This is a genomic window from Mycobacterium conspicuum (assembly GCF_010730195.1).
Classification (GTDB): domain Bacteria; phylum Actinomycetota; class Actinomycetes; order Mycobacteriales; family Mycobacteriaceae; genus Mycobacterium; species Mycobacterium conspicuum.
The window spans coordinates 4,721,495-4,746,868 of record NZ_AP022613.1 but is presented as its reverse complement, the minus strand read 5'-3'; the positions used below and the strand labels follow the sequence as shown (position 1 = coordinate 4,746,868).

The 25,374-nt window shown below is 64.6% G+C and carries 25 protein-coding genes, 1 tRNA gene and 1 pseudogene; 16 read left to right on the top strand and 11 right to left on the bottom strand.

Annotated features, from left to right (window positions below):
- The first annotated feature begins 63 nt into the window (after positions 1-63).
- The 5 genes from G6N66_RS21670 (at position 64) to G6N66_RS21650 (ending at position 4,313) form a co-directional block, all read left to right on the top strand.
- The gene (locus G6N66_RS21670) at positions 64-987 is read left to right on the top strand and encodes a UTP--glucose-1-phosphate uridylyltransferase (protein ID WP_085234870.1); all 924 of its coding nucleotides are present in this window, start codon (positions 64-66) and stop codon (positions 985-987) included.
- 73 nt (positions 988-1,060) lie between these two features.
- Entirely contained in the window at positions 1,061-2,359 is a 1,299-nt protein-coding gene (gene glp, locus G6N66_RS21665) for a molybdotransferase-like divisome protein Glp (protein ID WP_085234869.1), read from the top strand.
- A gap of 21 nt (positions 2,360-2,380) precedes the next feature.
- Entirely contained in the window at positions 2,381-3,034 is a 654-nt protein-coding gene (locus tag G6N66_RS21660) for a GNAT family N-acetyltransferase (RefSeq protein WP_179968302.1), read from the top strand.
- A gap of 139 nt (positions 3,035-3,173) precedes the next feature.
- Positions 3,174-4,202: a divisome protein SepX/GlpR gene (sepX, locus tag G6N66_RS21655; RefSeq protein WP_085234868.1), complete on the top strand. Its 1,029-nt coding sequence runs from the start codon at positions 3,174-3,176 to the stop codon at positions 4,200-4,202.
- Positions 4,203-4,240: 38 nt separating this feature from the next.
- Positions 4,241-4,313 (top strand) — tRNA-Ala (locus G6N66_RS21650).
- 59 nt (positions 4,314-4,372) lie between these two features.
- Here G6N66_RS21650 and G6N66_RS21645 read toward each other — a convergent pair.
- The 8 genes and pseudogenes from G6N66_RS21645 to G6N66_RS21610 all read right to left on the bottom strand — a co-directional run bounded on the left by G6N66_RS21645 (position 4,373) and on the right by G6N66_RS21610 (position 10,791).
- On the bottom strand, positions 4,373-5,407 hold the full coding sequence (locus G6N66_RS21645; protein WP_163645901.1) for an ISL3 family transposase: 1,035 nt from the start codon (positions 5,405-5,407) through the stop codon (positions 4,373-4,375).
- Positions 5,289-5,690: a transposase family protein gene (locus tag G6N66_RS21640; protein WP_163645900.1), complete on the bottom strand. Its 402-nt coding sequence runs from the start codon at positions 5,688-5,690 to the stop codon at positions 5,289-5,291. The genes G6N66_RS21645 and G6N66_RS21640 overlap by 119 nt, the downstream gene beginning before the upstream one ends.
- A 133-nt stretch (positions 5,691-5,823) precedes the next feature.
- Positions 5,824-6,592 (bottom strand): annotated as a pseudogene (istB, locus tag G6N66_RS21635) (IS21-like element helper ATPase IstB).
- Between the two features lie 82 nt (positions 6,593-6,674).
- A complete protein-coding gene (locus G6N66_RS21630) occupies positions 6,675-8,036 on the bottom strand; it encodes a Mu transposase domain-containing protein (protein ID WP_085235495.1) in 1,362 nt (453 codons plus the stop codon).
- A gap of 121 nt (positions 8,037-8,157) precedes the next feature.
- Positions 8,158-8,475: a helix-turn-helix domain-containing protein gene (locus G6N66_RS30510; protein ID WP_232079382.1), complete on the bottom strand. Its 318-nt coding sequence runs from the start codon at positions 8,473-8,475 to the stop codon at positions 8,158-8,160.
- Positions 8,435-9,814 (bottom strand): alpha/beta hydrolase, encoded by a 1,380-nt coding sequence (locus G6N66_RS21620; RefSeq protein WP_139825272.1) that lies wholly within the window; start codon positions 9,812-9,814, stop codon positions 8,435-8,437. Before G6N66_RS21620 ends, G6N66_RS30510 begins: the two co-directional genes overlap by 41 nt.
- A gap of 126 nt (positions 9,815-9,940) precedes the next feature.
- Positions 9,941-10,429: a Pycsar system effector family protein gene (locus G6N66_RS21615; protein ID WP_179968301.1), complete on the bottom strand. Its 489-nt coding sequence runs from the start codon at positions 10,427-10,429 to the stop codon at positions 9,941-9,943.
- On the bottom strand, positions 10,426-10,791 hold the full coding sequence (locus tag G6N66_RS21610) for a hypothetical protein (protein ID WP_179968300.1): 366 nt from the start codon (positions 10,789-10,791) through the stop codon (positions 10,426-10,428). Before G6N66_RS21610 ends, G6N66_RS21615 begins: the two co-directional genes overlap by 4 nt.
- Before the next feature lie 61 nt (positions 10,792-10,852).
- Between G6N66_RS21610 and G6N66_RS21605 the strand changes: the two genes are divergently transcribed.
- From G6N66_RS21605 to G6N66_RS21585, 5 genes are all read left to right on the top strand, one after another.
- Complete coding sequence (locus G6N66_RS21605) at positions 10,853-11,809, top strand: DUF4268 domain-containing protein (RefSeq protein ID WP_085233605.1); 957 nt, start codon at positions 10,853-10,855, stop codon at positions 11,807-11,809.
- A gap of 338 nt (positions 11,810-12,147) precedes the next feature.
- A complete protein-coding gene (locus G6N66_RS21600; RefSeq protein WP_197747048.1) occupies positions 12,148-12,468 on the top strand; it encodes a helix-turn-helix domain-containing protein in 321 nt (106 codons plus the stop codon).
- The gene (locus G6N66_RS21595) at positions 12,468-13,763 is read left to right on the top strand and encodes a type II toxin-antitoxin system HipA family toxin (protein ID WP_085233607.1); all 1,296 of its coding nucleotides are present in this window, start codon (positions 12,468-12,470) and stop codon (positions 13,761-13,763) included. The genes G6N66_RS21600 and G6N66_RS21595 overlap by 1 nt, the downstream gene beginning before the upstream one ends.
- Before the next feature lie 250 nt (positions 13,764-14,013).
- On the top strand, positions 14,014-14,283 hold the full coding sequence (locus tag G6N66_RS21590; RefSeq protein ID WP_085233608.1) for a ribbon-helix-helix domain-containing protein: 270 nt from the start codon (positions 14,014-14,016) through the stop codon (positions 14,281-14,283).
- Positions 14,280-14,600, top strand: a complete 321-nt coding sequence (locus G6N66_RS21585; protein ID WP_085233609.1) for a type II toxin-antitoxin system RelE/ParE family toxin — start codon at positions 14,280-14,282, stop codon at positions 14,598-14,600. Before G6N66_RS21590 ends, G6N66_RS21585 begins: the two co-directional genes overlap by 4 nt.
- Here the strand turns inward: G6N66_RS21585 and G6N66_RS21580 are convergent.
- Complete coding sequence (locus G6N66_RS21580; protein WP_085233610.1) at positions 14,597-14,818, bottom strand: ferric uptake regulation protein; 222 nt, start codon at positions 14,816-14,818, stop codon at positions 14,597-14,599. The two genes, G6N66_RS21585 and G6N66_RS21580, sit on opposite strands and share 4 nt — an antisense overlap.
- Positions 14,819-15,126: 308 nt before the next feature.
- On the opposite strand from G6N66_RS21580, the gene G6N66_RS21575 reads away from it, so the two are divergent.
- The 5 genes from G6N66_RS21575 to G6N66_RS21555 all read left to right on the top strand — a co-directional run bounded on the left by G6N66_RS21575 (position 15,127) and on the right by G6N66_RS21555 (position 22,975).
- Complete coding sequence (locus tag G6N66_RS21575; RefSeq protein ID WP_085233611.1) at positions 15,127-15,552, top strand: MmpS family transport accessory protein; 426 nt, start codon at positions 15,127-15,129, stop codon at positions 15,550-15,552.
- Positions 15,549-18,485 carry an MMPL/RND family transporter gene (locus G6N66_RS21570; RefSeq protein WP_085233612.1) on the top strand — a complete coding sequence of 979 codons (2,937 nt, stop codon included), beginning with the start codon at positions 15,549-15,551 and terminating at the stop codon, positions 18,483-18,485. Before G6N66_RS21575 ends, G6N66_RS21570 begins: the two co-directional genes overlap by 4 nt.
- A gap of 346 nt (positions 18,486-18,831) precedes the next feature.
- Positions 18,832-19,623, top strand: a complete 792-nt coding sequence (locus G6N66_RS21565; protein WP_163645968.1) for a TetR/AcrR family transcriptional regulator — start codon at positions 18,832-18,834, stop codon at positions 19,621-19,623.
- Positions 19,624-19,664: 41 nt separating this feature from the next.
- Positions 19,665-20,069, top strand: coding sequence for an MmpS family transport accessory protein (locus G6N66_RS21560; protein WP_085233670.1), 405 nt, complete (start codon positions 19,665-19,667; stop codon positions 20,067-20,069).
- Positions 20,066-22,975 carry an MMPL/RND family transporter gene (locus G6N66_RS21555; RefSeq protein WP_085233614.1) on the top strand — a complete coding sequence of 970 codons (2,910 nt, stop codon included), beginning with the start codon at positions 20,066-20,068 and terminating at the stop codon, positions 22,973-22,975. Before G6N66_RS21560 ends, G6N66_RS21555 begins: the two co-directional genes overlap by 4 nt.
- Before the next feature lie 28 nt (positions 22,976-23,003).
- Here the strand turns inward: G6N66_RS21555 and G6N66_RS21550 are convergent, their stop codons facing one another.
- The gene (locus G6N66_RS21550) at positions 23,004-23,444 is read right to left on the bottom strand and encodes a hypothetical protein (protein ID WP_085233671.1); all 441 of its coding nucleotides are present in this window, start codon (positions 23,442-23,444) and stop codon (positions 23,004-23,006) included.
- Positions 23,445-23,678: 234 nt separating this feature from the next.
- Between G6N66_RS21550 and G6N66_RS21545 the strand changes: the two genes are divergently transcribed.
- Entirely contained in the window at positions 23,679-24,317 is a 639-nt protein-coding gene (locus G6N66_RS21545) for a DUF732 domain-containing protein (protein WP_085233615.1), read from the top strand.
- Between the two features lie 69 nt (positions 24,318-24,386).
- On the opposite strand, the gene G6N66_RS21540 is transcribed toward G6N66_RS21545, so the two are convergent.
- Entirely contained in the window at positions 24,387-25,205 is an 819-nt protein-coding gene (locus tag G6N66_RS21540) for an emopamil-binding protein (RefSeq protein ID WP_085233616.1), read from the bottom strand.
- Positions 25,206-25,374 lie beyond the last annotated feature (169 nt).

Sequence of the window (25,374 nt, the reverse complement as noted above, 5' to 3'; positions counted from 1 at the left end):
TTAACGATGACAGCCCCGGGTCACACCCAGGCAGTGGGTCCACAGAGCGTTATGGTGTGAACGATGTCACGCCGAGCTGAAGTCCCGATCCCCTTCACGGCGATCGTCCCCGCGGCCGGCCTCGGCACGCGTTTCCTGCCGGCGACGAAGACGGTGCCCAAGGAGCTGCTGCCCGTCGTCGACACGCCCGGCATCGAGTTGGTCGCCGAGGAGGCGGCCGCGGCCGGGGCCGAACGCCTGGTGATCGTCACCTCCGAAGGCAAGGACGGCGTCGTCGCGCACTTCGTCCACGACCTGGTGCTCGAGGGCACGCTGGAGGCGCGCGGCAAGCAGGCCATGTTGGCCAAGGTGCGCCGCGCGCCGGCGCTGATCAAGGTCGAGTCCGTGGTCCAGGCCGAACCGCTGGGACTGGGACACGCGATCAGCTGCGTCGAGCCCGTGCTGACCCCCGACGAAGACGCCGTGATCGTGCTGCTGCCCGACGACCTGGTGCGCCCGATGGGTGTCCTGGAGGCGATGGCGGCGGCGCGGGCCGAGCACGGCGGCACGGTGCTGTGCGCCATCGAGGTCGCGGCCGAGGAGATCAGCGCCTACGGCGTCTTCGACGTCGAGCCGGTCGCCGAGGGCGACGCCGCTGGCGGTCCCGACGTGCTCAAGGTCAAGGGCATGGTGGAAAAGCCCAAGCCCGAGGACGCGCCGTCGCTGTACGCCGCGGCGGGCCGCTACGTGCTCGATCGCGCCATCTTCGACGCGTTGCGCCGCATCGAACGCGGCGTGGGCGGCGAAGTTCAGCTCACCGACGCGATCGCGCTGTTGATCAGCGAGGGCCACCCGGTTCATGTGGTGGTGCATCGTGGTTCTCGACACGACCTGGGAAATCCCGGCGGCTACCTCAAGGCTGCGGTTGACTTTGCATTGGATCGTGACGACTACGGCCCGGAATTGCGGCGGTGGTTGGTAGCGCGACTGGGTCTGACCGAGCAGTAACGCCGACGGTGCAGGGCCCGGTTCGCTCCCGGCGTCGGCGCCCGTCACGACGTGAGGGCAGAAAGGCGCGCTCGTGCGTTCTGTGGAGGAGCAACAAGCCCGGATAGCGGCCGCCGCGGTGGCCCCGCGGCCCATCCGTGTTGCCATCGCCGAGGCGCAGGGATTGATGTGTGCCGAGGAAGTGGTGACCGAACGGCCGCTGCCCGGATTCGATCAGGCCGCGATCGACGGCTACGCCGTGCGCAGCGTCGACGTGGTCGGGGTGGGTGACGTGGGCCAGATGGGCGCGCTCGGCGCGTTTTCCGACGCCGACGAAGACACCGACGAAGGCCAGCGCGGCGGGCTGGTGCTGCCGGTGACCGGAACCATCGAGGCCGGCTCGCGCACCCCCAGCCGGCTGCAGCCGCGCCAGGCGGCGCGGGTGCAGACCGGCGCGCCGCTGCCGACGCTGGCCGACACGGTGCTGCCGTTGCGCTGGACCGACGGCGGCACGCAGCGGGTGCGGATCCTGCGCGGCGCGCCCTCCGGTGCCTACGTGCGGCGCACCGGCGACGACGTCCAGCCCGGCGACGTCGCCGTGCGGTCCGGAACGATCATCGGCGCGGCCCAGGTCGGGCTGCTGGCCGCCGTCGGCCGCGAACGCGTCCTGGTGCACCCCCGCCCACGGCTGTCGGTGATGGCCGTCGGCGGCGAGCTGGTCGACATCACCCGCAACCCGGGCAACGGGCAGGTGTATGACGTCAACTCCTACGCGCTGGCGGCCGCCGGCCGCGACGCCGGCGCGGAGGTGAACCGCATCGGCATCGTCAGCAACGACCCCAAGGAGCTCGGCGAGATCGTCGAGGGACAGATCAACCGGGCCGAGGTGCTGGTGATCGCCGGCGGCGTCGGGGGTGCGGCGGCCGAGGCGGTGCGCGCCGTGCTGTCCGAGCTCGGCGAGATGGAGGTCGTCCGCGTCGCCATGCACCCCGGATCGGTGCAGGGCTTCGGGCAGCTCGGGCGCGAGGGTGTCCCGACGTTTCTGCTGCCGGCCAATCCCGTGAGCGCCCTGGTGGTGTTCGAGGTGATGGTCCGGCCGCTGATCCGGCTGTCGTTGGGCAAGCGGCAGCCGATGCGCCGAATCATCCAGGCGCGCACGCTATCTCCGATCACGTCGGTGGCCGGGCGCAAGGGCTATGTGCGCGGCCAGCTGATGCGGGATCAGGAAAGCGGTGAATACCTGGTGCAGGCGCTGGGCGGGGCCCCGGGCGCGTCATCGCATCTGCTGGCGACGCTCGCCGAGGCCAACTGTCTGGTCGTCATTCCCAGCGGCGCGGAGCAGATCCGCACCGGCGAGGTCGTCGATGTGGCCTTCCTCGCCCAGCGCGGCTGACTCAGAAGAGTGCGCCCCTTCGTGAACCTCCTGCGCGCCAACCCGCGGCATCCCGGTTGGCCCTTGGACGTGGGTCCGCTGCGGGTCCCGGCGGGGCTGATCCGGCTACGCGCGGTGCGGATGCGAGACGGGGCGCAGTGGAGCCGGATCCGGTTGGCCGACCGCGCGCACCTCGAGCCCTGGGAGCCCAGCGCCGAGGGCGATTGGACCGTCCGGCACACCGTCGGCGCCTGGCCGGCGCTGTGTTCCGGCCTGCGTTCGGAGGCCCGCAACGGACGCATGCTGCCGTACGTGATCGAGCTGGACGGGCGCTTCTGCGGCCAGCTGACCATCGGCAACGTCACCCACGGGGCGTTGCGGTCGGCCTGGATCGGCTATTGGGTGTCGAAGTCGGTGACCGGCCGCGGGGTGGCGACCGGCGCGTTGGCGCTGGGGCTCGACCATTGCTTCGGTCCCGTTTCGCTACATCGCGTGGAGGCCACGGTGCGCCCGGAAAACGCCGCCAGCCGCGCCGTGCTGGCAAAGGTCGGCTTCCGCGAGGAGGGCCTGTTGCGCCGCTACCTCGAAGTCGACCGGGCGTGGCGGGACCATCTGTTGCTGGCGATCACCGCGGAAGAGGTCTACGGGTCGGTGACCTCGACTCTGGTTCGGGCCGGGCACGCCAGCTGGCCGTGACCAGGCGCCGAGACCGCAGCGTGACTCAAAAGTTGCTGGTGTGACACGAGTGGCCGTTGGTGCTTGTAATGGTCAAATCACAGGTGTGTAATTGTGCTGGTCGCGTGGATTTATCGAGAATCGAAGAGAGCAGGTCGTCATGCCAAGCATTCCCCAATCTTTATTGTGGATCTCGCTGGTGGTGCTGTGGCTTTTTGTGCTTGTTCCGATGCTGATCAGCAAACGCGACGCCGTGCGGCGCACCAGCGACGTCGCGTTGGCGACCCGAGTGCTCAACGGCGGTGCGGCCTCGCGTCTGCTGCGGCGTCAGGGCCCCGCGGCGGGGCATCGCAGCGACCCCGACTGGCAGCCGGAGGACGTTGAGCAGGACGAACACTCCGAAGACGACGACGAGCACGAGGCCGACGAGCGACCCACCCACCCCGTCGTGGTGCAGTTCGCCGTGCCCGAGCAGGCCGAGACCGATGTTCTCGATGTCCTAGATGTCGATGTGATCGAAGACTCGGGCGCGCTGCCCGCCGGTGCCAGCGAAGCCGAGACCGAGCCGGTGGCCGAGGCCCCCGACGACGCCTCGGACGACGCCTCAGACGACGCCGAGCCCGACACCGAGCCCCACGCGACCGGGCGTGACGACGAATACGAGTACGTCGACGACTCGTCCGGGCTGGAGCCCGACGAGGACGACGACGCTTACGAGGAAGGCGCCGTCCCCGTCCCGCCGGCCGCCTCCCGGCGGCGTCGGTTTGACGAGAAGACCGCCGCCGCCGTCAGCGCCCGCAAGTACACCTTCCGCAAGCGCGTGCTGATGGTGATGGCGGTCGTCCTGGTCGGCTCGGCCACCGCGGCGTTCGAGGTGACCCCGACCGCCTGGTGGGTGTGCAGCATCGCCACCACCATCACCGTGTTCTACCTGGCGTATCTGCGCCGGCAAACCCGGATCGAGGAGAAGGTGCGCCGTCGCCGCATGCAGCGGATGGCGCGCGCGCGGCTCGGCGTGGAGAACGCCGCCGACCGCGAATACGACGTGGTGCCCTCGCGGCTGCGGCGCCCGGGCGCGGTGGTCCTCGAGATCGACGACGAGGACCCGATCTTCGAGCACCTGGACTACAACATCCCGGCGCGGGCCTACGGCTGGCCCCGCGACCTGCCGCGCGCCGTCGGCCAGTAACGGGCCGGCTGGTAGAACTGGTAGCCTGCTAGCGGTCAGGGGCTATGGCGCAGTTGGTAGCGCGTCTCGTTCGCATCGAGAAGGTCAGGGGTTCGAATCCCCTTAGCTCCACCCTTGTGATGAGTGGCTCTTGGGATTCCGGCTCTTCGGATCTTGGCGGGGTGCTGTGTTCATCGGACGACGATGGATGTGAGGACGCGCCAGTTGGGTTTGCCGGCGTAGAGCAGTGCTCGGATGCGGTAGTTGTTGAAGTTGGTGAAGCCGTAGCCGATGCGCTTGATGCGTTTGATCAGGTTGTTGAGGGCTTCGGTGGGTCCGTTGCTGACGCGGGCGATGTGGTAGTTGCAGATCTCGTCGTACCAGGCTTTGAGGGTGCGGGCGAGCTTGTTGAGTTCGGGGGGCAGGCCCGGGCGTAGGCAGTGTTCGATCAGTTCGGACAGCATCGCGCGGGCGGTGTGGATGTCGGTGCAGCAGTAGAACTCGCGCAGGCGTTCCTTGACGCGGTAGGCCAGGGCGACTTCGCCGCGGGGATCGCCCAGTTGCAGCAGCGATGTCAGGCGTTGGGTGGCCTTGGCGTCGAGGCGTTCCTCACCGGTAAGCAGCACGCGGCGGACCCGGTAGAGAGGGTCGTTGCGCCGGCCGCGGTGGCCTTTTTGTTCGCGCTGCACACGTCGTCGAATGTCGTCGAGGGTCCGGTTGGCCAGTTGCACGCAGTGGAACGGGTCGACGACCTGCTCAGCGCGGGGCAGCATCACGGTGTAGACCGCGGCGTAGGTCGCCGACATGTCCAGGGCGCCGAAGCGAATGCGGTGTTTCCAGGCCAGGGGTTGTTGGTCGATCCAGCCCGCGACATCGACATAGTTTCGGCTGGGCAGGATCTCGATGATCTGGTGGTTGGCGACATCAGCGACGGTGGTCGCATACGAGCGGGCCCGGCGGCTGGATAGTTTCACAAACGAGGTCTCGTCCAAGCCGATCGCGGTCGTGGCGTTCAGGCGACGCCGGTCGGCAGCCAGCAGCGCTTGGCCGTAGGTCATGACCGCGTCATTGACGGTGTGCCAGTCGCAGGAAAGTTCCTGCGCGACATCAGAAACCGCGCGACCTGTCCCGACCTGCATCGTGGCCCATTTGGCGCAGCGGGTCGTCAGCAGGCAGTTCTTGGCCGCGATGCGATGGTCGGCACTGGTCCAGCTCGCCCCCCGCACAGCCGGCTCGCCGGCAAATCACACGATGCTTGCGCCAGGCCAGACGCATCGGCTGGCCGTAGACGGGCAAATCGACATAGCGCACCGTCGGCCGCTCCTTGATCTGGCCGGCGCCCCCACACGTCGGGCATAACCGATCCACGACGGTCTGCTCGATCACCAGCTCGACATCAGGACCGCTACGTCGATAGGCCAAGACACGGACATCCTTGAGCCCGACCAGGGCCTCAACGATCTGACTAGGCTCATAACGGACGAAGGTGCTTTTGAATTTGATGGTCACGCTTCAAAGACTCAGGCACCTTCGTCCCCAACAACCGCAGGGCACGCCGACCTCAAACCAGCACCGGACCCTGATCGCGCTCATCGAAAGTCCTCAGGTGTGCTCGCCGAAATTCCTCACCTGTGAGCAACGGTCAGTGTAGTTGTTGGCGGGTGCCGGTGGTGGTTCGGCGTAGGGTTTCGGCGGCGGCGTGGTGGTCGCGCAGGCGGTAGGACTCGCCGTCGAGGTTGATGACCACGGAGCGGTGTAGTAGGCGGTCAAGCATGGCGGCCGCGACTGTGGTGTCGCCGAGGATCTCACCCCACGCGCCCACCCCGCGGTTGGTGGTGATCACGATGCTGGTCTTTAAATACCGTTGGGAGACAACCTGAAACAACGCCGAGGCGGCCTCGGCGGGCAGCGGCAGGTACCCCAGTTCATCGATCACCAGTAGAGTCGGGCCTGCGTAGAACCGCATGGTGGTGGCCCAGCGGCCCTCGATCGCGGCGCGGTGACACCGTGCGGCCAGATCAGCTGCGGTGGTGAAATAGGTGCGGTAGCCGGCATGGGCTGCGGCCCTTGCCAATCCGACGCTGAGGTGAGTTTTCCGGTGCCGGGTGGGCCGATCAGCAGGATGTTGGTCGCTGATTCGAGATAACGGCAGGTACCCAGCTCATCGATTAGCTTGCGGTCGATCCCAGCGGCGGCATCCACGTCGAAGTCGGCCAGGGTAGCCGGGGTGGGCAGGCAGGCGAACCGCAGCCGCCCGGCCAGTCGGCGGGCGGTGCTGGCCTGGACTTCCACGGCCAGCAGTCGCCCAGGGCGACGGTGAGCGAGAGGCCTTCGGCAGTAGCTTGGTCGAGGACCGCGGGTAGGGCTTCGGCGGCGGAGGCCAGTTTGAGTTCGGCCAAGTGCGAGCGCAGCTGCTGATACCGCGACGCTGCTGCCGTCGGAGACTCCTCGGTGGGCGTCGTGGTGGTGGTCTTCGGGGTGCGGCCGGTGGGGTCATTGGATGGTCCTGTTCTGGGCGGCCCGCTCGTAGGCGGACAGGTCGATGACGGTGGAATCGGTTGACGAGCTTGATGATTCAACGGCGATGGATGGCGCCTGCTTGAGGTGTAGTAGTTGCGCGGCAGCGGCTTTGGCGGCTGGGCCGGGTGGGATGCGTTCCTTGCGGCGATGAGGACGCCCGGTCGCCGCAGTGGCCATCGCCGCGGTATCCAGAGCGATGACATGCCCGCTGTCACGCACCATGACCCCGAGCCCGTCGCCGGCCATCCGGTGCCGGGCGATCACGATGCCGCTCGCGGTGGCGATGTCGATGAAGTCACCACCGACCGGATGTGACACCACGACGTTGGCGGCGGCCAGTTCCGGGGGCACGGAGTAGCGGTTGCCGCGGTAGGACACCAACGCTTGCCGCGAGGCGGTGCGGGTCTCGCAGACGATCACCGGATACGGCGATGCCGGCACGGGGTGCAGTGGTTCAGCCTTGGCCACCACCGCGACCGAGGAGCGGCCGTCGGCGGTGGCGCGCAGCCGGGTGTCGCCGCGAACCCGCGCGAAGCGGTCCAGACTCACCTGGGCCTGCTCGGCGGTCAGGTCGTCGGCCAGGGTGCGCCACCAGCGTTGCGCGGCAGTGTGGTTGACCTTCTCGACCACGCCCTTGCGGTTGCCGCGTCGCGGCGGGCAGATCGCCACTGCGACGCCGTAGTGCTTGGCCACCCCAGCGAACGACGCGGTCACCCGTCCCGAGCCTGGGTCGCAGACAGTGGCCATCCGATCGAACCGCCACACCCGGGTCAGCCCACCGAGTCCGCGAGCGACGCGGTCCAAGCCGGCGACCAGGTGCGGCTGATCCTCCGAGGGCGTCAGCAAGCCGCGCCACTTACCAGAATGAGCCAGCGAGCCGACCAACAGGTGTGCCGTTTTGCCCCAGCCCCACGATTGCGGTGGGTCGGGCAATTCCAGCCAGTCCCATTGGGTTTCATCTCCCGGAGCATGTGGGATCACCGCGTTCGGGCGCTGGGTGGCGCTCCGGCACGCCTCACAGACCGGGCGTAAACTCCGGGTGCGGATGTTGCGGGTCAGGCTCTGATACGACAGACCGAACCCCAGGTCCTCCAATTCGTCGTAGAGGGTGCGGGCCCACAAGTGCGGGTCCTCGATCAGTCTCGCGGTCACGTAGTCAACAAACGGATCGAACGGATCCGGGCCGGGCCGAACTCGCACCCCGGGGGTGCCGTCACCGGCCAGATACTTGCGGACCGTCTTGCGGTCGAAACCGGTGTGGCGGGCGATCGCCGAGATCGTCCAACCACGCTTGCGCAGGGCATGTACTTCCACATCGTCCTCCCATGTGAGCATGAGAAAGCGGGCCTCCTTCGATGGAGCAACTGGCGTCAGACACCAGCAGCTTCGAAGGAGGCCCGCCCTTCTCGGCGGAGCCACACGGGTGGGGAATTTCGACGAGCGTCAGTGGGGAATTTCAGCGAGCGCGGTCAACCCCGCTGGAATCCGAAGAGCCGGGATTCCAGCGGGGTCCAGCGTGCCCATCTAGACCGTCGGCGCTGAGTTGTTCGCGCAGTCGCACGATGGCGATGATGACGTCATCGCGCACCGCGCGGGGGTTGCTGGCTGGGCGCCTCGACCGTGGGTCAACGGCCTCTAGACCGCCCTGGTGGTAGCGCTTGAGCAGTCGATGCAATTGCTGACGAGACAACCCGTAGGTCTTGGCTGCGTGAGGTGCGACCGTTGTCGACAACTCATCTCTTAGCCAGATCCGGCTCAAGCTGGATGTGACCACGCCGGGCAATGTCCTCCGACACCCAGACAGATTCTTCGTGGGTGGCGCTGTGGCTCAGTCGCCAAGATGTGATTACTCGTGTCACGTTTTCGCGGCGCGCGAGGCGTTGCGGCCTGAGCTCCAGCGCCAAAACCGGATCAAGCGGAAGCCGTACATCGACGATCCTGGCGCCGGCTGCTGCAGCGGCCTTGACTTGGCGCGTGACGGGTGTGCTGAGCAGAACGAGCTGTTGGATCGGCGCACCGAGATTTACTGCACGGGAGGCGATCTCGCCACCGTAGCTATGCCCGAACAGGCTCTGGATACCGTGTGGCGCTAGATCTGCTATCCACGCGACGAGATCTTGTGCTGCTCTGGAGCGGTGCTTAGCGCTATAAGCGCCGCTCCAGCTGAAGCGTCCGCCGCCGCTGTACAGATTTGGACGGTAGTTGTCATGGATGAAGCGGTGGAAATCGCCGACCTGCGGCCGCCACCAGTCGCCCATATACGCCGTCGTGCCATGAATGATCGTCGAGACAGTAGGCGTTGCCGAGACTCCGGTCGACCTGGAGTCGCGATGATCCTTTGCCGGTGGCGGTCCGTCGGCGACCCGTACGAGCGCGGCAATTGCCAGCGACCGAACGATGGAATCTGGCGATTGAAGGGCCTGGTAGAGCCGGGCGCTCACCGTCGCCGCGATCACGAATGCATCGACATAGCGGTCCTGGCCGAGGCGAAACTGCAGTTGTTCATAGATGTTTAGCCATCGGTCCGGGTCCCACGGTTGCGTCTCCCCGACGTCGAGGCCGAACAACTGCTCCTCCAACCCGAACGGACGCAGCAGCCAGAGATCGTCGTCGTATCGCGGACCGAAGAACAGTCGGTCATAAATTCGCCGTCGGGCAGCAATGGACCGCGGCGACAACTCCACGCCAAGATCGAGTCCCCGCCACAGCGCAGCAGCGGCTGCAGCCGACTCGCGTTCAAGAGAGCTGCCCAGCATTGCGATAAGAAACTCGACAGCCGGTCTCGGGTCGTCATTTTCGTTCATCTCGGCCCACCGGCTCATCCGCGTTTGGTCGAGGTCGGGTGCAAATGCTTGGCCGAAGACTCCTACACGTTGGAGCGGATTTTGCCCGGCCCAATCGCGAGCACCACTTCCGATGATGCGTTCGGAAAAGCCGATCGCCCGTAGCTCGGTAGTGAGCCCACTCCTTGCCGCTGTGGCGCCTCGGAGCAAAGCAGCGAGGGCACCTGCCCGGCAGACGTTGCTGCCCTCGGTGCTCACGTCGGCGCGGGCACTTACCCCGTCCGCGAGGGGTTCGAACGTCTCGTCTACTGGATCGGCGGGCGATGTCATCGCCAGACGCTCTCATGGGAAAACCGGCATGAGCAACCCCCAAATCCCCAGGAGGCGACCGAGCCGCTTCAGACACGCAGCGGTGTCGCTCCGCGCGGGCCGGCCATTGCCCAACGAAGTTGGCCGTCAGTATGTCGCGCAGATGCCTAGAGCCAAGACACCAATTGGTGCAAGGCTCATCGATAGCAGGACGAGTCGGTGCTTCATCCAAGCGATCTTGCTCATCTCCACGAGCTGTTTCGAAAGAACGGAGAGAAGATCGGTCCCTTCAAGCCGCTCTTGAACGGCTTCCGGCGTCAGGTGTCGTAGATGTCCGAAGTAAATGAAGTTGTCCGCCGCCTCTGCTTTGAGATTGGCTCCGCGAAGACGTGGGCGCACCACCCACGCCGCGCATAGAACGGCAGCGATAAGCAACAGGTTGCCAAGGACGTACCAAACTACCGCCCGCCCGCCGAGGTTGCTAAACACGCGTCTTTCGCCAGACAGCGTGACGACTCCGGCCAGAAGTGCGGCCTCGATTGTTAGCGCGAACGACGCCTTTGTATCGACCTTGCCGGTCCAGTCGACCACGGCAGCGTGGATCTTCCAGGCGGCCTCGATGGGATCGGGGTTCATGAGATGCCCCAGTAGACGTTCGAGCCGTAGACGGTGTTGTAGGTACCCCCGATCTGGATAGGAGAGTACAGCCTGGACCAGCAGTTCTGCCGAAATCCGTTTGTTTCGCAGTAGAGCAGGTCCTCAGTGAGCTCGCTATGTACGCGGTCGGTGACGTAAGTCGCGTGGCCGTCCTTCAGGTCACTCAGCTTGGCTGCGATGTTCGGTGCCCCACCAACTGAGATGAGACCGTTATTGTTACGCGCGCCTGCCCGAACGATCAGGGACTCGCCAGTGTCGATGCTGACCCGGTGGCTGATGTTGCAGAAGTCTTCGCCATCACTCCAGCTCGATTTGATCGCAGGTCGAATAACTTCGAGCACAGGTTCTGACCAACCCCGAGCCCGACCGGCCCCCACACCATCTAGCTAACATTGGAGATCCATGACAACACCGAACCTGGGCCGCCTAAGCGCAGTCGCACCCCGTAAGGTGTGGGCTCACGAGGCCCATAGCTTCACGCCCTGGCTGCTTGAGAACGTCGATGTTCTCAGCGACTTGCTCGGTATGGAGCTTGAGCTTCAGGTAGCAGAGCACCCTGTTGGGGGGTTCTCGCTGGACCTCCTTGGCCGAGACCTTGCTGATGACAGTGTTGTCATCGTCGAGAATCAGTTGGAACAGTCCGACCATGCTCACCTCGGCCAGATCCTCACCTACGCGGCCGGAACCAATCCAAAGACAATCGTCTGGACAGCCACGAGCTTCCGCCCCGAGCACCGCGCCGCGTTGGACTGGCTGAACGAACATACCGACCCCGACACGAGATTCTTCGGAGTGGAGATAGGGGTCGTCCGGATTGGAGAGTCTGTCCCGGCCCCGAATTTTAGGCTCGTTGCACAGCCGAACGACTGGGGAAAGCGGGTCAAGGCCGCGACAGGTGCGGGTCCGATGACTGAGCGGTCGAAACTCTATTGGGAGTTCTGGGAGAAATTTCTCAACAGAGTCACCAGCGAGCACCCCAACTGGACATCGGCGAAAGCTTCAACACGTTGGAACTGGTACGACCTGCCTTCCGGCGTCAGCGGTGTCGCGTACCAAGCAGTTTTTGCCCAACAGGGCCTCAGGGTCCAGCTTTGGTTCGGTGCTTCTGACGCCGCCGTTAACGCGAAGCGGTTCGCGGCCCTTCAGCAGATGAAGGTTCAATTTGAGCAGGCGCTCGGGCAAGTGGCCGAATGGGATGACAAGCCCGGAAACAAGGCGGCGGCGGTGTACGTTCAGTCAGAGTTCAAAGATGTTGAAAGCGTTGGCGAATGGCCTGCCATGCTCGACTGGCTGATGGATCGGCAAGTGAATTTCCGGCAAGCGGTTGAAGGCGTCGGTGGGGTGGCCTCCTTCGCGTGACCGGATCGTGGATCGCCCGTTTGTAGGTTAACCGCAGCAAGTCGGTGCTGGGGGAGTCGGCCGGAGTTCGGGGTCGTCATGATCCGGTTGGAACTCACTATTCGGGGGTCGGTTTTCGTGGGGCCACTAAGGGGGCCGGTTCTCGTAGAACCACAATCTTGGCCAGCAAGACGATGTTGGGTGCTGCTGTTCAATCGGTATATGTGTCCAGGTTTCCCGCAGCACCTCACAGCCGTGCGACGCCTAAGTGCGGAAAGTCGTAGAACGCCAACTTTTGTCAAAGTTGCCGAACGACTACACTGTGAAAAGTTGCCGAACGACTACAAGAGGTGCCTAAGGTGCAAATCAAGACGATGGGCGATCTCGGTGTACTCGTTCGTTCCGCGCGAACTGCCCGCGGGATGACCCAAGCTGACCTCGCAGCACGACTGAAGACAGGCCGCGACTGGGTCGTTCGCCTTGAGAAGGGGCATCCACGCCTCGAAGCGCAACGGGTGCTCGATGCATTGCGGGTTTTAGGGGTGAGCCTCGACGCGACCGCGCCCGAGGCTCAATCGAACGATCGCGCCAAACGTCAGGGAGGGGCTGCGCCCGAAAAGTCTGACTCGGCGCGGACGGCTGATCCTTTCGCCGCGCTGTTCGGAAGCAAGGACGCCTGATGGCAAGGAGGGAGTTACGGGTCTACCTCGACGGGACGCCGGCTGGAACGCTGACCCAATCCAGTCAGGGCAGGCTGGGATTCGTCTACGACGAAACATACGTCGGCGCGCTCGAGCCGACCCCGCTGTCGCTGTCGATACCCATCCATGCGAATCGGCACCGCGACAAGGCAATTCGGATGTACCTCGAAGGCCTGCTCCCGGACAGTGAAGGCGTACGACAGCGGTGGGGCCGTCAGTACCACGTGTCCCCCAACAATCCCTTCGGCCTGCTTGCTCATGTCGGCCGGGACGCAACAGGCGCGGTCCAGATCCTGCCACCGGACGTTGATGCTGCCGACGCGCGGTCTCGAAGCGGCGATATTCAGTGGCTGAGTGAGACCGATTTGGCCGACCTCGTCGAGGATGTCGCAGCCCATCAAACCGATTGGGATCCCGGCAGGTTCGCGGGGCGGTGGAGCCTCCCGGGGGCGCAACCGAAGGTCGCATTGTTCCGCGATCCCGTATCCGGGCAGTTCGGAATCCCGCGTGACTCCACACCGACAACGGTCATCCTGAAGCCCGCCATCGCCCCTTACGCGCAGCACCACATCAATGAGGCGCTGTGCCTGCGCGCCGCGCGTGAGGCCGGTCTGCTCGCCGCTGAATGCGAGGTGAGGCAGATCGGTGACACCCAGGTGTTCGTGTCGACTCGTTACGACCGGCTGCATGACGAGACGGGATGGCGCCGAGTCCACCAAGAGGACATGTGTCAGTCGCTATCGGTACACCCGAGCCTGAAATATCAATCCGATGGCGGGCCCGGGGTCGGCGATATCGCAGATTTGCTCAGCAGGCTGCCGATTGAGGACCGCGACGTCAACGCCGAGCGCTTTTTCAAGGCTCTGGCCTACAACGTGCTCATCGGCGCAACGGACGCCCATGCCAAGAATTACTCGCTCGTCCTCATCGGGTCGCGCGCGCAGGTATCACCTATGTATGACGTAGCCTCCGCTGCGCCGTACGACCAGCATGAGCGCCTGCGGTCCTCGATGAAGATCGGCGATCACTGGAAAATGCTGGACGTCACCAATTCCGACTGGCGAAACGTTGGACGCCGGCTGGGGATACCGGGGGATGAAGGCGTGGCCTGGGTGGCAGAACTCCGGGCTGAGCTGCCTGGCGCATTCGAACGCGCTGTACGTTCGTTGCCGTCGACTGTCAAGGTTGCGGCGACGCGGATGGCCGAGCGGATTGTCCAGCATGTCGTCGGTACATGGAAACCCAACGTGGATCGCGGAGTAATGCGGGGGTGAAGGATCGCTCAGTCCACGCGCCAGCACTGTTACATCGCGTGACACACGGGGACATATCGCAAGTACGCGGACAACTTGTTCTCCGCTCGGCCCGCTGTTGCGTGGCAGTCCCGCCACCATTCATGCGTAGCACCGCTGGGACAGAAATCGGCACTTGAGTGCAGTTTTGTCAGTCCGTTCTGCGCCTAGCTGCTGGCGCCGGGTGATGATGCGAGTAGGATTCAGTCCTACTGGATGATGGAGATTGATCATGCGAACGACGCGGCAATTGAGCATCACACTCCCAAACGACATGGCTGATGCGCTTCGCGAGCGGGTGCGCTCGGGGGAATACGCCAGCGAGAGTGAGGTGATCCGCGAGGGCCTACGGGCATTGTTCGCCCGCGATCAGGCTATTGAAGCGTGGCTTCGTGACGAGGTGGCCGCCGCCTACGATGCCGTCGTCGCCGACCCCTCGCGCGCGGTCACCGCGCAGAGGGTACGGGCTCGGTTGGCCGCCGAGCAGGCCGGGGGCGTGTGAGTCTGAGCGTCGTCTTCACGCCCGAGGCGGAAGATCAGCTTGTCGAGCTGTACCGCTATATCGCCGCCGCGGGGTCGGTCGAAGTCGCGGCGCGCTATACGGATGCGATCGTCGCTTACTGCGAGGAACTGGCCGCATTCCCCCATCGCGGCAGTGCTCGTGACGACATCAGGCCAGGGCTGCGCACGATCGGTTTCAGAAGACGGGTCGTTATCGCATTCGCTGTGTTGGACCAGACCGTGGCGATCATCGGTATCTTCTATGGCGGGCGCGATTATGCGGCGATTTTGAACGACCCAGAGGGCGGTTCAGGCTAGCCGACTCGCGCCTTGGCCGCTTCGCGCCGAGCCTTCGCTTTGGCGCGGGTCGAGCAGCAATGGCCCATCTCGCAGTGGTACCGGTCGCTGCAGTGCGGCGAACAATAAACTGATGCGGCCGGAAGCCATTCCGGATCGTAGAGGTCACGGTGTCGGTCGTTCGGATCGAACGTGTGGCCGCAATGCACGCAGGTCTTCACCTTCGTCTTGGTAGCCATACCGATAAATCTACGCCGGATGGCCCTAAATCAATACCGGTTGCGACCGCTAAAATTGTCCGGCTCGCAATGCGCATGGTGTGCGACCAAATAAGCTGTGGCACAAAGTATTTCCAAGCATCCGCCTCGAGAAGCCTTGCGCTGTCCGAACCTGGATTGCGGCTGCGGCCCGAACGGGCAGGCGGCGTGGCTCCGAGCCAGGAGCGCACCGGCAGGAATTAACTGGGCGGCGATGGCGTTCGGCTAGCGGTGGCGAACGCGACGAAAAGTCTTACGATCAGGCCGTCGGGCATTCATCGGGGGGAACCGTGCTGAGGCTGGTCAAGCGGGTATGGATCCCGCTGGTCGTGGTGGTGGCGCTCATCATCGGCGGTGTTGCGGTGGGCCGACTCAACGGCGTCTTCCCCGGACCCGGCCTGCCCAAGCCCGATCCGCGCGACGCGACGCCGCCGTATGCGGCCAAGACCGCGATCTATGAAATCCTGGGACCGGCCGGGACAACGGGCGTCGTCAACTGGATGGATGCCGACGCGCAACCGCAGAAAGCCAGCTTCACCACGTTGCCGTGGTCGCAGACGATCGTCGCGGAAATGCCCGGCATCTTCGCCTACGTCGTCGCACAGGGTGACAGCCCCTCGATCGGCTGCCGGATCACCGTCGACGGCACATTGGTCGATCAACAACACGTCGACGGCAGAAATGCGCAGGTTTCCTGTTTGGACAAGTCCGCGTGAGCAGCGATTCCAGCGACACCGACGAGATCCCCGTCGCGCGGCCGACCGAAGTCGAGCACAAACCGCGGCTAGCCCGCACCATCCGCGCTTTGGCGCTGCCGATCGTGGTGATCTGGCTGCTGATCGCGGTCGGCGTCAACGTCTTTGTCCCCCAGTTGGAGGCGGTCGCCGAGGACGTTTCGGTGCCGCTGTCGCCGTCGGATGCGCCGTCGGTGACCGGGATGAAGCACATCGGGGAGAAATTCAAGGAGTACGACTCCGACAACCTCGTCCTGGTGACCCTGGTCGGTGACAAGCCGCTGGGCCAGGACGCGCACCGGTATTACGACGATCTGGTCAAGAAGCTGAGGCAGGACACCAAACACGTCGAACACGCCCTCGACTTCTGGGGGCAGCGGTTCACCGCCTCGGGTGTCGAGAGCTATGACCACAAGTCCGCCTACGTCCAGGTCAACCTGCGCGGTGACCAGGGTGGTGCGGTCGGCGACAAGTCGGTTGACTCGGTGCGCAAGATCGTCGCCGAGTCCAAGCCGCCGCCGGGGGTGAAGGCGTATGTCGCGGGTCAGGGAGCCCTGACCGACGACACGATCGTCGTGGGGAACGCGAGCCTGTTCAAGATGACGATCATCACCGTCATCATCATCGCGATCATGCTGATGTTCGTCTATCGGTCGATCGGCACCGTGCTGCTGACGATGGTGATTCTGTTCGTCGGGCTGGCCACCGGCCGAGGCGTGGTGGCGCTGTTGGGCGACACCGGCATCATGGGGCTGTCGACGTTTGCCGTTAATCTGTTGACGGCGTTGGCGATTGCGGCCGGGACCGACTACGCGATCTTCATGGTGGGCCGCTATCAGGAGGGCCGCGAGCGGGGACTGGGCCGTGAAGCCGCCTACTACGACACCTTCGCCGGGGTCACCAAGGTGGTGCTGGGCTCGGGCCTGACGATCGTGGGGGCGCTGGCCTGTCTGCACTTCACGCGGCTGCCGTATTTCAGTTCGCTGGCGTTCCCGTGCGCAGTCGGGCTGCTGGTGGTGGTGGCCGCCGGGGTGACCTTGACGCCGGCGCTGATCGCATTCGCAAGCGGCTTCGGTCTTTTCGATCCGAAGCGCAAGTTCAACTACACCCGGTGGCGCCGCCTGGCGACGGCCATCGTGCGCTGGCCCGCACCCATCCTGGCCACCTCGGTGATCCTGGCCATTGTCGGCGCGATCGGATTGGCGGGCTTCAACCCGCGCTACAACGACCTGTACTACCTCCCGAAGAGCGCGGCCTCGGTGCAGGCGTACACCGCGGCCGATCAACACTTCACCCAGGCGCGGTTGAACCCGGACCTGCTGATGATCGAGTCGGATCACGATCTGCGCAATCCGACCGACATGCTGGTGTTGGACAAGATCGCCGGGGCCCTGTTTCACGTGCCCGGGATCGAGCGGGTGCAAAGCATCACCAGACCGCTCGGCCCGCCGATTCAAGATGGATCGATTCCGTTCCAGCTCAGCGTGCAAAGCGCGCCGGTCCGGGACAACCTGAACTACCTCAAGGAGCGCGTCGCCGACATCAAGAAGATCACCGGCTATCTGGACACCCTGATCGCCCTGCTCGAGCGCCAGTACGCGGTGACCCAGAACCTCGCGAACGCCGCGGACGACAGCGCCAAGACCGCGGCGAACACGGCGGCCATCACCGACGAAATCCGGGACCACATCGCCGATTTCGACGACTTCTGGAGGCCGATTCGCAGTTACTTCTATTGGGAGAAGCACTGCTTCGACATCCCGATCTGCTGGTCGCTGCGAGGCCTGTTCGACGCCCTGGACGGGTTCGACAAGCTCGCCGAGCAGTTCCACCATCTGACCACCGACCTCAACGACACGGCCAAGGCCACCCGCGAACTGCTGGCGATCATTCCGCAGAACATCGCCACCTCCAAGGCGATCCGCGATACCACGCTGACCATCTACAGCACCTTCGACAGCCTCATCGATCAATTCGATCGGCTGACCGACACCAACGCCGTAATGGGCAAGTCGTTCAACGACTCTCAGGTCGAGAGCCTGTTCTACCTGCCGCCCGAGATCTTCTCCAACCCGGACTTTCAGCTGGGTTTGAGCCTGATGGTGTCCCCGGACGGCAAGGCCGCGCGCTTCATCATCACCCACTCGGTGGATCCGGCCACCACCGAGGGAATCGCCTCGGTGGACCAGGAACGCAAGGCGGCCAAGGAGGCAATCAAACTCACCTCGCTGCAAAACGCGGACATCTACCTCGGCGGCACCGCCGCGACGTTCCACGACATCGCCACCGGCGCGAAGTTCGACCTGATGATCGCCGCGGTGGCCTCCATCGTGCTCATCTTCATCATCATGGTGATCGTCACCCGCGCTTTGGTTGCTGCGGGCGTCATCGTCGGCACGATCGTGATGTCGCTGGGGGCCGCCTTCGGGTTCTCCACCTTGATCTGGCAGCATCTCCTTAATTTCCAGTTGCACTGGGTGGCAACCGAATTCGCGCTGATCGTGCTCTTGGCGGTGGGCTCGGACTACAACCTGATGCTGGTGTCGCGAATCGAAGAGGAGATCGGCGCCGGCCTGAAAACCGGACTCATCCGGGGCATGGGCCTGACTGGCCCGGTGGTCACGGCGGCCGGTCTGGTGTTCGCCGTCACCATGGCCACGATGATCACCAGCGATCTGCGGGCGATCGGCCAGTTCGGCACGACGATCGGGCTCGGCCTGATGTTCGACACCTTCGTCGTGCGATCGCTGATCACGCCGTCAATCATGACGGTGATGGGACGCTGGTTCTGGTGGCCGAAGCGGGTCCGGGTCCGCCCGGCCAGCGAGATGCTTCGGTCCGTGGGGCCGCGCCCGCTGGTTCGAGCGCTGTTGTATCAGCCGCGGCACGCGGCCACGGTGGATTCGCAGCCGTAGCAATCTGGCGCGCCCCCGCCTTAAAGCGTCGCGCGGCGGTGCCGGCTGTCGGTACGCGCCCCCATGCGGTCGCCCCGCCGAACATCATGCCCGGAACCGCACCGATGCGTGGCCAGTTCTTGCGCTAGGACTCGAGCACCGAATCAGTCAGCGCCCGCTCGCGCAGGCTCAGTCTTGAAATACGATCCCATAGTGCATAAGGTAACGTATCACGAGTCGAGCCAGGGCCGAAGGGGTTGCGGCGGCTCAATGTTCAAGGTTGCCTTCGGGGTAGGGAGACGCCATGGCACGCCAGGGCGTGACTGCTGAACGCGTCCCGCCGGCCTCGGATGCTGCGGACGAGGTGGTGCCTTCCGAGTTGGTGGAGGCGGCTTTACGGGCCGCCGAAAAGCTGGCCAAGGATGTGGCCGACGTCCCCGTGGTCGCGATCGCCGCAGAGGCCGGCATGTCGCGCAGCACCTTGCTGCGCCGCCTCGGAGGATCGCGCGCCGCCCTGGACGCCGCGGTCCGGGCGGCCGGTGTCGACCCCGGCGGCCAGCCCCCCGTCCGTACGCGGGCCCTCGATGCGGCTGCGGCTTTGATCAGTGAATTGGGTTTAACCGCAACGACATTAGAGGCCGTTGCGACGCGGGCGGAATGTTCGGTCTACAGCCTGCACACGGTGTTTGGCGGCCGAGATGAGTTGATGCGGGCGGTCTTCGAGCGGCACAGCCCCATCCTCGAGATCGAGGACTTTCTCGACCTACCGCGTGGCGATCTGCGGGAAACGGTGCGATCCTTCTACCGGGTACTCGTTCAAGCCCTGGGCCGCGAACCGCGCGTCGCCCCCGCGATATTCGCCGAAGCGTTTTCGCGCCCGAGCAGCCCCGCCGTGCAGTCCTTTTTTGGTTACACCGGTCCTCGCGTATTCGGTGTGCTCGGTCGTTGGTTCGACGACGAGATCCGGGCCGGGCGGATCCGCGATATGCCGACTCCATTGCTTTTCCAACAGCTGGTCGGCCCGGTCATGATCCACACGTTCATGCGGCCGGTCACCGATGGCATCCCGGAACTGCACTTCGACGACATCGATACCGTCTGCGAGGTTTTCGCCGACAACTTCATCCGCGCCGTTGCCACGCACGCGAGTCCTCCGTGAGACAACGGATCTCGCCCGGCGGCCTGCTCAAGCGGGGGTGGATGATAGTGGTGGCCGTGGTCGTGGTCGCGCTCGTCGCGTTTGGCGTGTACCGGCTGCACGGCATCTTCGGCTCGCACTACAGCACGAAGGCGGGCAGCGGCCTCACCAACGACTCCGCTCCGTTCAACCCCAAACATGTGGTGCTCGAGGTTTTCGGGCCGCCCGGCACGGTGGCGTCGATCAATTACCTGGACGTCCATGCCCAACCGCAGCGCGTTGACAACGCGCCGCTGCCGTGGTCCTACGACGTCACGACAACCGATCCCGCGGTATTCGTCAACGTCATGGCCCAAGGGAATAGCAGTTCGCTGAGCTGCCGCATCACCATCGACGGTGTGGTGAAGGACGAGAGAACGGTCAACAAATTGAACGCCTACACCTTCTGCCTGGACAAGTCCGGATGAGTACCCCTGACACCCAACGACTTTCGGTGCCCGATCTGCTCCGTCGGTACTCGGTGTTGATCGCGGGGTTCTGGCTGGGCCTGGCCGTGGTCACGAATGTCTTTGTGCCGCAGCTGGAACGGGTTGCCCAACAACACAACGTGTCGCTCAGCCCGCAGGATGCGCCGTCGCTGCAGGCCAGCAAGCGCATCGGCCAGGTGTTCCACGAGTTCGATTCCGACAGCGCGGCCATGATCGTGCTCGAGGGCGATCGGCCGCTCGGTGCCGACGCGCACCACTACTACGACGGCTTGATCCGCAAGCTCAGCCAGGACACCAAGCACGTCGAGCACATTCAGGACTTCTGGGGGGATCCGCTGACGGCGGCCGGATCCCAGAGCGCCGACGGCAAGGCCGCGTTGGTGCAGGTCTACCTCGCCGGCAACCAGGGCGAGTCGTTGGCCAACCAGTCCGTCGATGCGGTGCGCAACATCGTGAACAGCACACCCGCGCCGCCGGGGGTGAAGGCCTACGTCACCGGCGGCGCGCCGCTCGTCACCGATCAGTTCGAGGTGGGCAGCAAGGGCACGCTGAAGACCACCCTGATCACCATCGGCGTGATCCTGCTGATGCTGCTCTTCATCTACCGCCGTGTCACCACGGCAGCGCTGGTGATTTTCACCGTGATGATTGAACTGACCGCGTCGCGCGGAGTCGTCGCCGTGCTCGCGAACGCCGGTGTCATCGGGCTGTCGACGTACTCGACCAACATCCTGACGCTACTGGTCATCGCCGCCGGAACCGACTATGCGATCTTCATTCTCGGCCGTTACCACGAAGGGCGCCTCACCGGCCAGGAGCGGACCGCCGCCTTCGCGACGATGTACCACGGGACCGCGCACGTCATCCTGGGTTCGGGCCTGACGATCGCCGGCGCCGTGTTCTGCCTGCACTTCACCCGGCTGCCCTACTTCCAGACCATGGCCATCCCCGCGGCGACCGGCGTCGTCGTCGCGCTGGCGGCCGCGCTGACCCTGGCCCCGGCCGTGCTGAGCATCGGCCGGCACTTCGGCCTCTTCGAACCCGCCCGCCCGATGCGCAGCCGGGGTTGGCGGCGCATCGGCACGGCCATCGTCCGTTGGCCCGGACCCGTGCTGGTGGTGACCGTCGCCATCGCTCTGATCGGCCTGCTCGCCCTGCCGGGATACAAGACGAGCTACGACACCCGCCCCTACATGCCGGCCGATGCCCCGGCCAACGTGGGCTACGCGGCGGCCGGGCGCCACTTCTCGCAAGCCCGGCTCAATCCCGAGTTGCTGATGATCGACGCCGATCACGATCTGCGAAATTCGGCCGACATGATCATCCTGGAGCGGGTGGCCAAGGCGATCTTTCACACCAAGGGCATTGCCGAGGTGCAGTCCATCACCCGCCCGTTGGGCACCCCGCTGGACCACAGCTCGATACCGTTTCAGATCAGCGCGCAAAACACGGGCCAGATCGAAAACCTGAAGTACCAACAAGACCGCGCCGCCGACCTGTTGAAACAGGCCGACCAGATCAATGCGACGATCGAGATCTTGAAGCAGCAGTACGCCCTGCAGCAGCAGTCCGCGGCCGCTACGGCCGCGCAGACCAAAGCATTCCATACCACCGTCGAAACGGTTACCACCCTGCGCGACGAAATCGCCACCTTCGACGACTTCTTCAGGCCGCTGCGCGCTTACTTCTATTGGGAGCGGCACTGTTTCGACATCCCGGCCTGCGCGGCGCTACGAGCGGTCTTCGACGCCCTCGACGGCATCGACGCGCTGACCGACCAGTTCGGACAGATCACGGCAAGCTTGGATCAATTGAATGCGCTGCAGCCCAAATTGCTGGCGCTGCTGCCGCCCCAGATCGCGCTCCAGCAGAAGAATCGGGACCTGACCCTGACCAACTACGCCACCACGTCGGGGATCAACGACCAGGCCGCCGCCGCCACGCAGAACTCCACCGCGATGGGGCAAGCGTTCGACGCGGCCAAAAATGACGACTCCTTCTACCTACCGCCGGAGGTCTTCACCAACTCCGAATTCCAGCGCGGCATGAAGATGTTCATGTCGCCGGACGGCAAGGCGGCCCGCATGATCATCACACACGATGGCGATCCCGCTACCCCGCGAGGCATTTCACACATCGACGCGATCAGGGACGCCGCGACCGAAGCCCTCAAGGGCACACCCCTGGCGGGGAGCAACATCTACTTGGCCGGTACCGCCGCGACGTACAAGGACATTCAGGACGGCGCCAAATACGACCTCATGATCGTCGGCATGTCCGCGCTGGCCTTGATCTTGCTCATCATGATGTTCATCACCCGCTCGCTGGTGGCCGCGTTCGTCATCGTGGGCACGGTGGCGCTGTCGTTGGGCGCCTCCTTCGGTCTCTCGGTGCTGATCTGGCAGGACATCATGGGTATCGAGTTGTTCTGGATCGTGCTGGCGCTGGCGGTCATTCTGCTGTTGGCGGTCGGTTCGGACTACAACCTGCTGCTGATCTCCCGGTTCAAGGAGGAGATCGGCGCCGGCTTGAAGACGGGCATCATCCGCGCGATGGCGGGCTCGGGCTCGGTCGTCACCTCCGCGGGCATGGTGTTCGCCGCCACCATGGGCTCCTTCGTGTTCGCCGATCTGCGCGTGCTCGGTCAGATCGGGACCACGATCGCGCTCGGCCTGCTGTTCGACACGCTGATTGTGCGTTCGTTCATGACGCCGTCGGTCGCGACGCTGCTCGGGCGCTGGTTCTGGTGGCCGCAACGGGTGCGCCCCCGCCCCGCCAGTCAGATGCTTCGGCCCTACGGGTCACGCGAATCGGTCCGTCAACTGCTGCTGTGGGAAGACGGCGACCCGGCGGTCACCGCCGAATCACGCGGCCACACAGCGTAATTGCCGAGATCGTGTCGGACGCCTCGGGTCAGACCTTGCTAGCGGCTTCCGGTAAGCGCCGCTTCAATCCCGCAACCCTACGCAGCTGAGCGACAATATTCATCGAGGCCAACATGGGCAGCCCCCCGATGAACGTCCGAAAGGACGGGGCACCGCCATAGATGTGTAACTCGTAGAGACAGCCCACCACGTAAAAGAACCCCATCGAGAACAGGGCGGCCGGTATCGCGTACGCCAGCGGGGACCGCGCATCAGAGACTAGCTCGGTCGCATAGTCCACTTCGTCCTGCGACATCGCTTGGCGTTTACGCAATTTCGCCAACACCGCTTTGTGGGCACCCACCTTTTCGCCGAGCGACGCAGGTGTTCGATCTTCTAGTCGTCGTATGAAAACGAACACGCAAGTGATGAACACGACTGCCATCACGGCGGCAAGTATCGTCAGATAGCCCCATAGACCGAGATTCACCGTGGCGCCCCTCCGCATCTGTCGCGCATCCTCTCAAAACGCTACCTCAAAACGAGCCGCCTCCACCGGGTGCCGGGGATGTTTGGTCCTGCGCGCGATCGTCTTTTGACGCGCGTGTGAGGCTCCCGTTCTTGGTGAACTGGTGGTAAATTGCCAGTTAATTCCCGGGGTGGGAGGGAAGCCCGACCAGACATCACGCACGAAGCGGGGGACCGAGCAGAACGGAGCCCGGCCATGTTCACCGGCATCACCATTCGCGTCGGCTCTCGAGTTTCCGTCGCCGTCGCGCTCACCGGCGCCGCAATTCTGCACGGCGGCGCGGCATCGGCCGACGCAAGCCAGGACGCGCAGTTTTTGGCGCTGCTCGATGAGCAAGGCGTTCCGGCTGTCTCGGGCATACCGAACCTCATCAAGACGGCTCACGAGGTTTGTGGCGAGTTAAACGGCGGTGTTCCTTTGGACACCGTGGTGGACGAATTCGAGGACTACGCCAAGACCGTGACCCCCGGCGCCGACCCGGGTCGTGTCCATCGGTCAGCGATCCGATTCGTGTGGGCGTCCGCGGGAGCCTACTGCCCGAACCATCAGGTGGGCTTCACTCGCCGGCAGAGATCCGGCGAACAAGTGAGGCTGGCGTCCTTCAGCCAAGGCGCTGACGTGGCCAATCCGGATCCGCCCCTGCCCCAGGTCCCGGACGCCCACCTGGTTAAACTGCCGCAGTCGGCGGCCCCCACCCCGCCCAAGAAGGCGCCTCCCGTAGTCGGTCCTCCGCCGGGCATCGCCGTTGGCGGGGGCGGCCATGGTGGTGGCATCGGCGGAGCGGCCCCGGCACCGCCACCTATGGAACCCGGCATCATCGCGCTCGCGCCCTAGCCGCATCCGCGCCGCCACGCATCGCACCGTCCAGGACGGTGAAAGCTGCTGTGCGCCTGGCGTTCTCGACTAACGGGCAAAAGTGCCTACGTCGCGGAAAGCTTCGTCCGATGCCGCGGACTCGGTCTCGGCGCTCACTGCCGCCGCCGCTCCCGCTCGCCTGGTCAGGTAGTCGACCTGAAGGTAGACGGCGTAGAGCACGAAGACCGGCAAGATCATGTATGGGACGTTCTCCCCGACGAGCTTGAACCACAACCCATAAGCGCCCTGACCGATGTCATGGAAGCCGGCGCGGATCTCGCTCACGTAGTAGACAACCGTTCCGGTGAGCAGCTCCGCGACGCCGAAGAAGATCAACCATAGACATTTGATCCGTGACTCATCCGATAAACCTTTGCGCAACAAGCGCAGCCAGGCGATCGTGAGCATGATGCCGACGGGCACCGCGGCGAACTCCAGTCCGAAGATCCACGGGTCGTCGCTGCGGTAGCGGGTGTCGGCCATGCCGTACTGCCACCACAGCCACCGCCACCCCGGGTGCGTCGTGGCATTCCACAGGTTGAACGGGTGGCCGAGCAGGAACGGCAACTCATAGGTCAGTTGGCTACCTGCCGTGAGCGGTATGTAGATCAGCGTGAGTTCCGCCGCAAGCTGCAGGCGAGATCGCTGCTCGCCCCGTGCATTCCAGAACAAGATGAGAGGCAACAGCAGTACCGGAATGCCGAAGATCAGGTTTGCCGCCACGTCCACCGTCAACGTCGGAGGCAGCAGCCCGGTGGCCTCGGCGATGGTCATGAAGACGAAGACGGCGCCGACGACCGCAAGCAGGCCGATGTAAGTCCGTTGACGGTGCGCTGCGAATGGGCGTGCCAGCTCGGGTGATTCCATGGCGTTGCTTCCTACCTCGACGACAATGTCAAGTGATTGATATCAAGTAGTTGACTCTATCGACGGCGCCCAGCGTCGTCAATGGCGAGCGACAGTTATCCGTCGAAAGGATGAGTTACCGAAAGGTTGCGCAGTTTTACCCTACTTTCTCTATTCTTCATCTCGGCGC

Bases quoted from the DNA above. Each gene is read 5' to 3' on its own strand.
- G6N66_RS21540 (WP_085233616.1), bottom strand. From the start codon at position 25,205: ATGGAATCACCCGAGCTGGCACGCCCATTCGCAGCGCACCGTCAACGG.
- G6N66_RS21630 (WP_085235495.1), bottom strand. From the start codon at position 8,036: ATGCTCACATGGGAGGACGATGTGGAAGTACATGCCCTGCGCAAGCGT.
- G6N66_RS21580 (WP_085233610.1), bottom strand. From the start codon at position 14,818: ATGGCTACCAAGACGAAGGTGAAGACCTGCGTGCATTGCGGCCACACG.
- G6N66_RS21595 (WP_085233607.1), top strand. From the start codon at position 12,468: ATGGCAAGGAGGGAGTTACGGGTCTACCTCGACGGGACGCCGGCTGGA.
- sepX (WP_085234868.1), top strand. From the start codon at position 3,174: ATGCCAAGCATTCCCCAATCTTTATTGTGGATCTCGCTGGTGGTGCTG.
- G6N66_RS21560 (WP_085233670.1), top strand. From the start codon at position 19,665: ATGATAGTGGTGGCCGTGGTCGTGGTCGCGCTCGTCGCGTTTGGCGTG.
- G6N66_RS21615 (WP_179968301.1), bottom strand. From the start codon at position 10,429: ATGAACCCCGATCCCATCGAGGCCGCCTGGAAGATCCACGCTGCCGTG.
- G6N66_RS21555 (WP_085233614.1), top strand. From the start codon at position 20,066: ATGAGTACCCCTGACACCCAACGACTTTCGGTGCCCGATCTGCTCCGT.
- G6N66_RS21670 (WP_085234870.1), top strand. From the start codon at position 64: ATGTCACGCCGAGCTGAAGTCCCGATCCCCTTCACGGCGATCGTCCCC.
- G6N66_RS21620 (WP_139825272.1), bottom strand. From the start codon at position 9,814: ATGACATCGCCCGCCGATCCAGTAGACGAGACGTTCGAACCCCTCGCG.
- G6N66_RS21605 (WP_085233605.1), top strand. From the start codon at position 10,853: ATGACAACACCGAACCTGGGCCGCCTAAGCGCAGTCGCACCCCGTAAG.
- G6N66_RS21545 (WP_085233615.1), top strand. From the start codon at position 23,679: ATGTTCACCGGCATCACCATTCGCGTCGGCTCTCGAGTTTCCGTCGCC.
- G6N66_RS21590 (WP_085233608.1), top strand. From the start codon at position 14,014: ATGCGAACGACGCGGCAATTGAGCATCACACTCCCAAACGACATGGCT.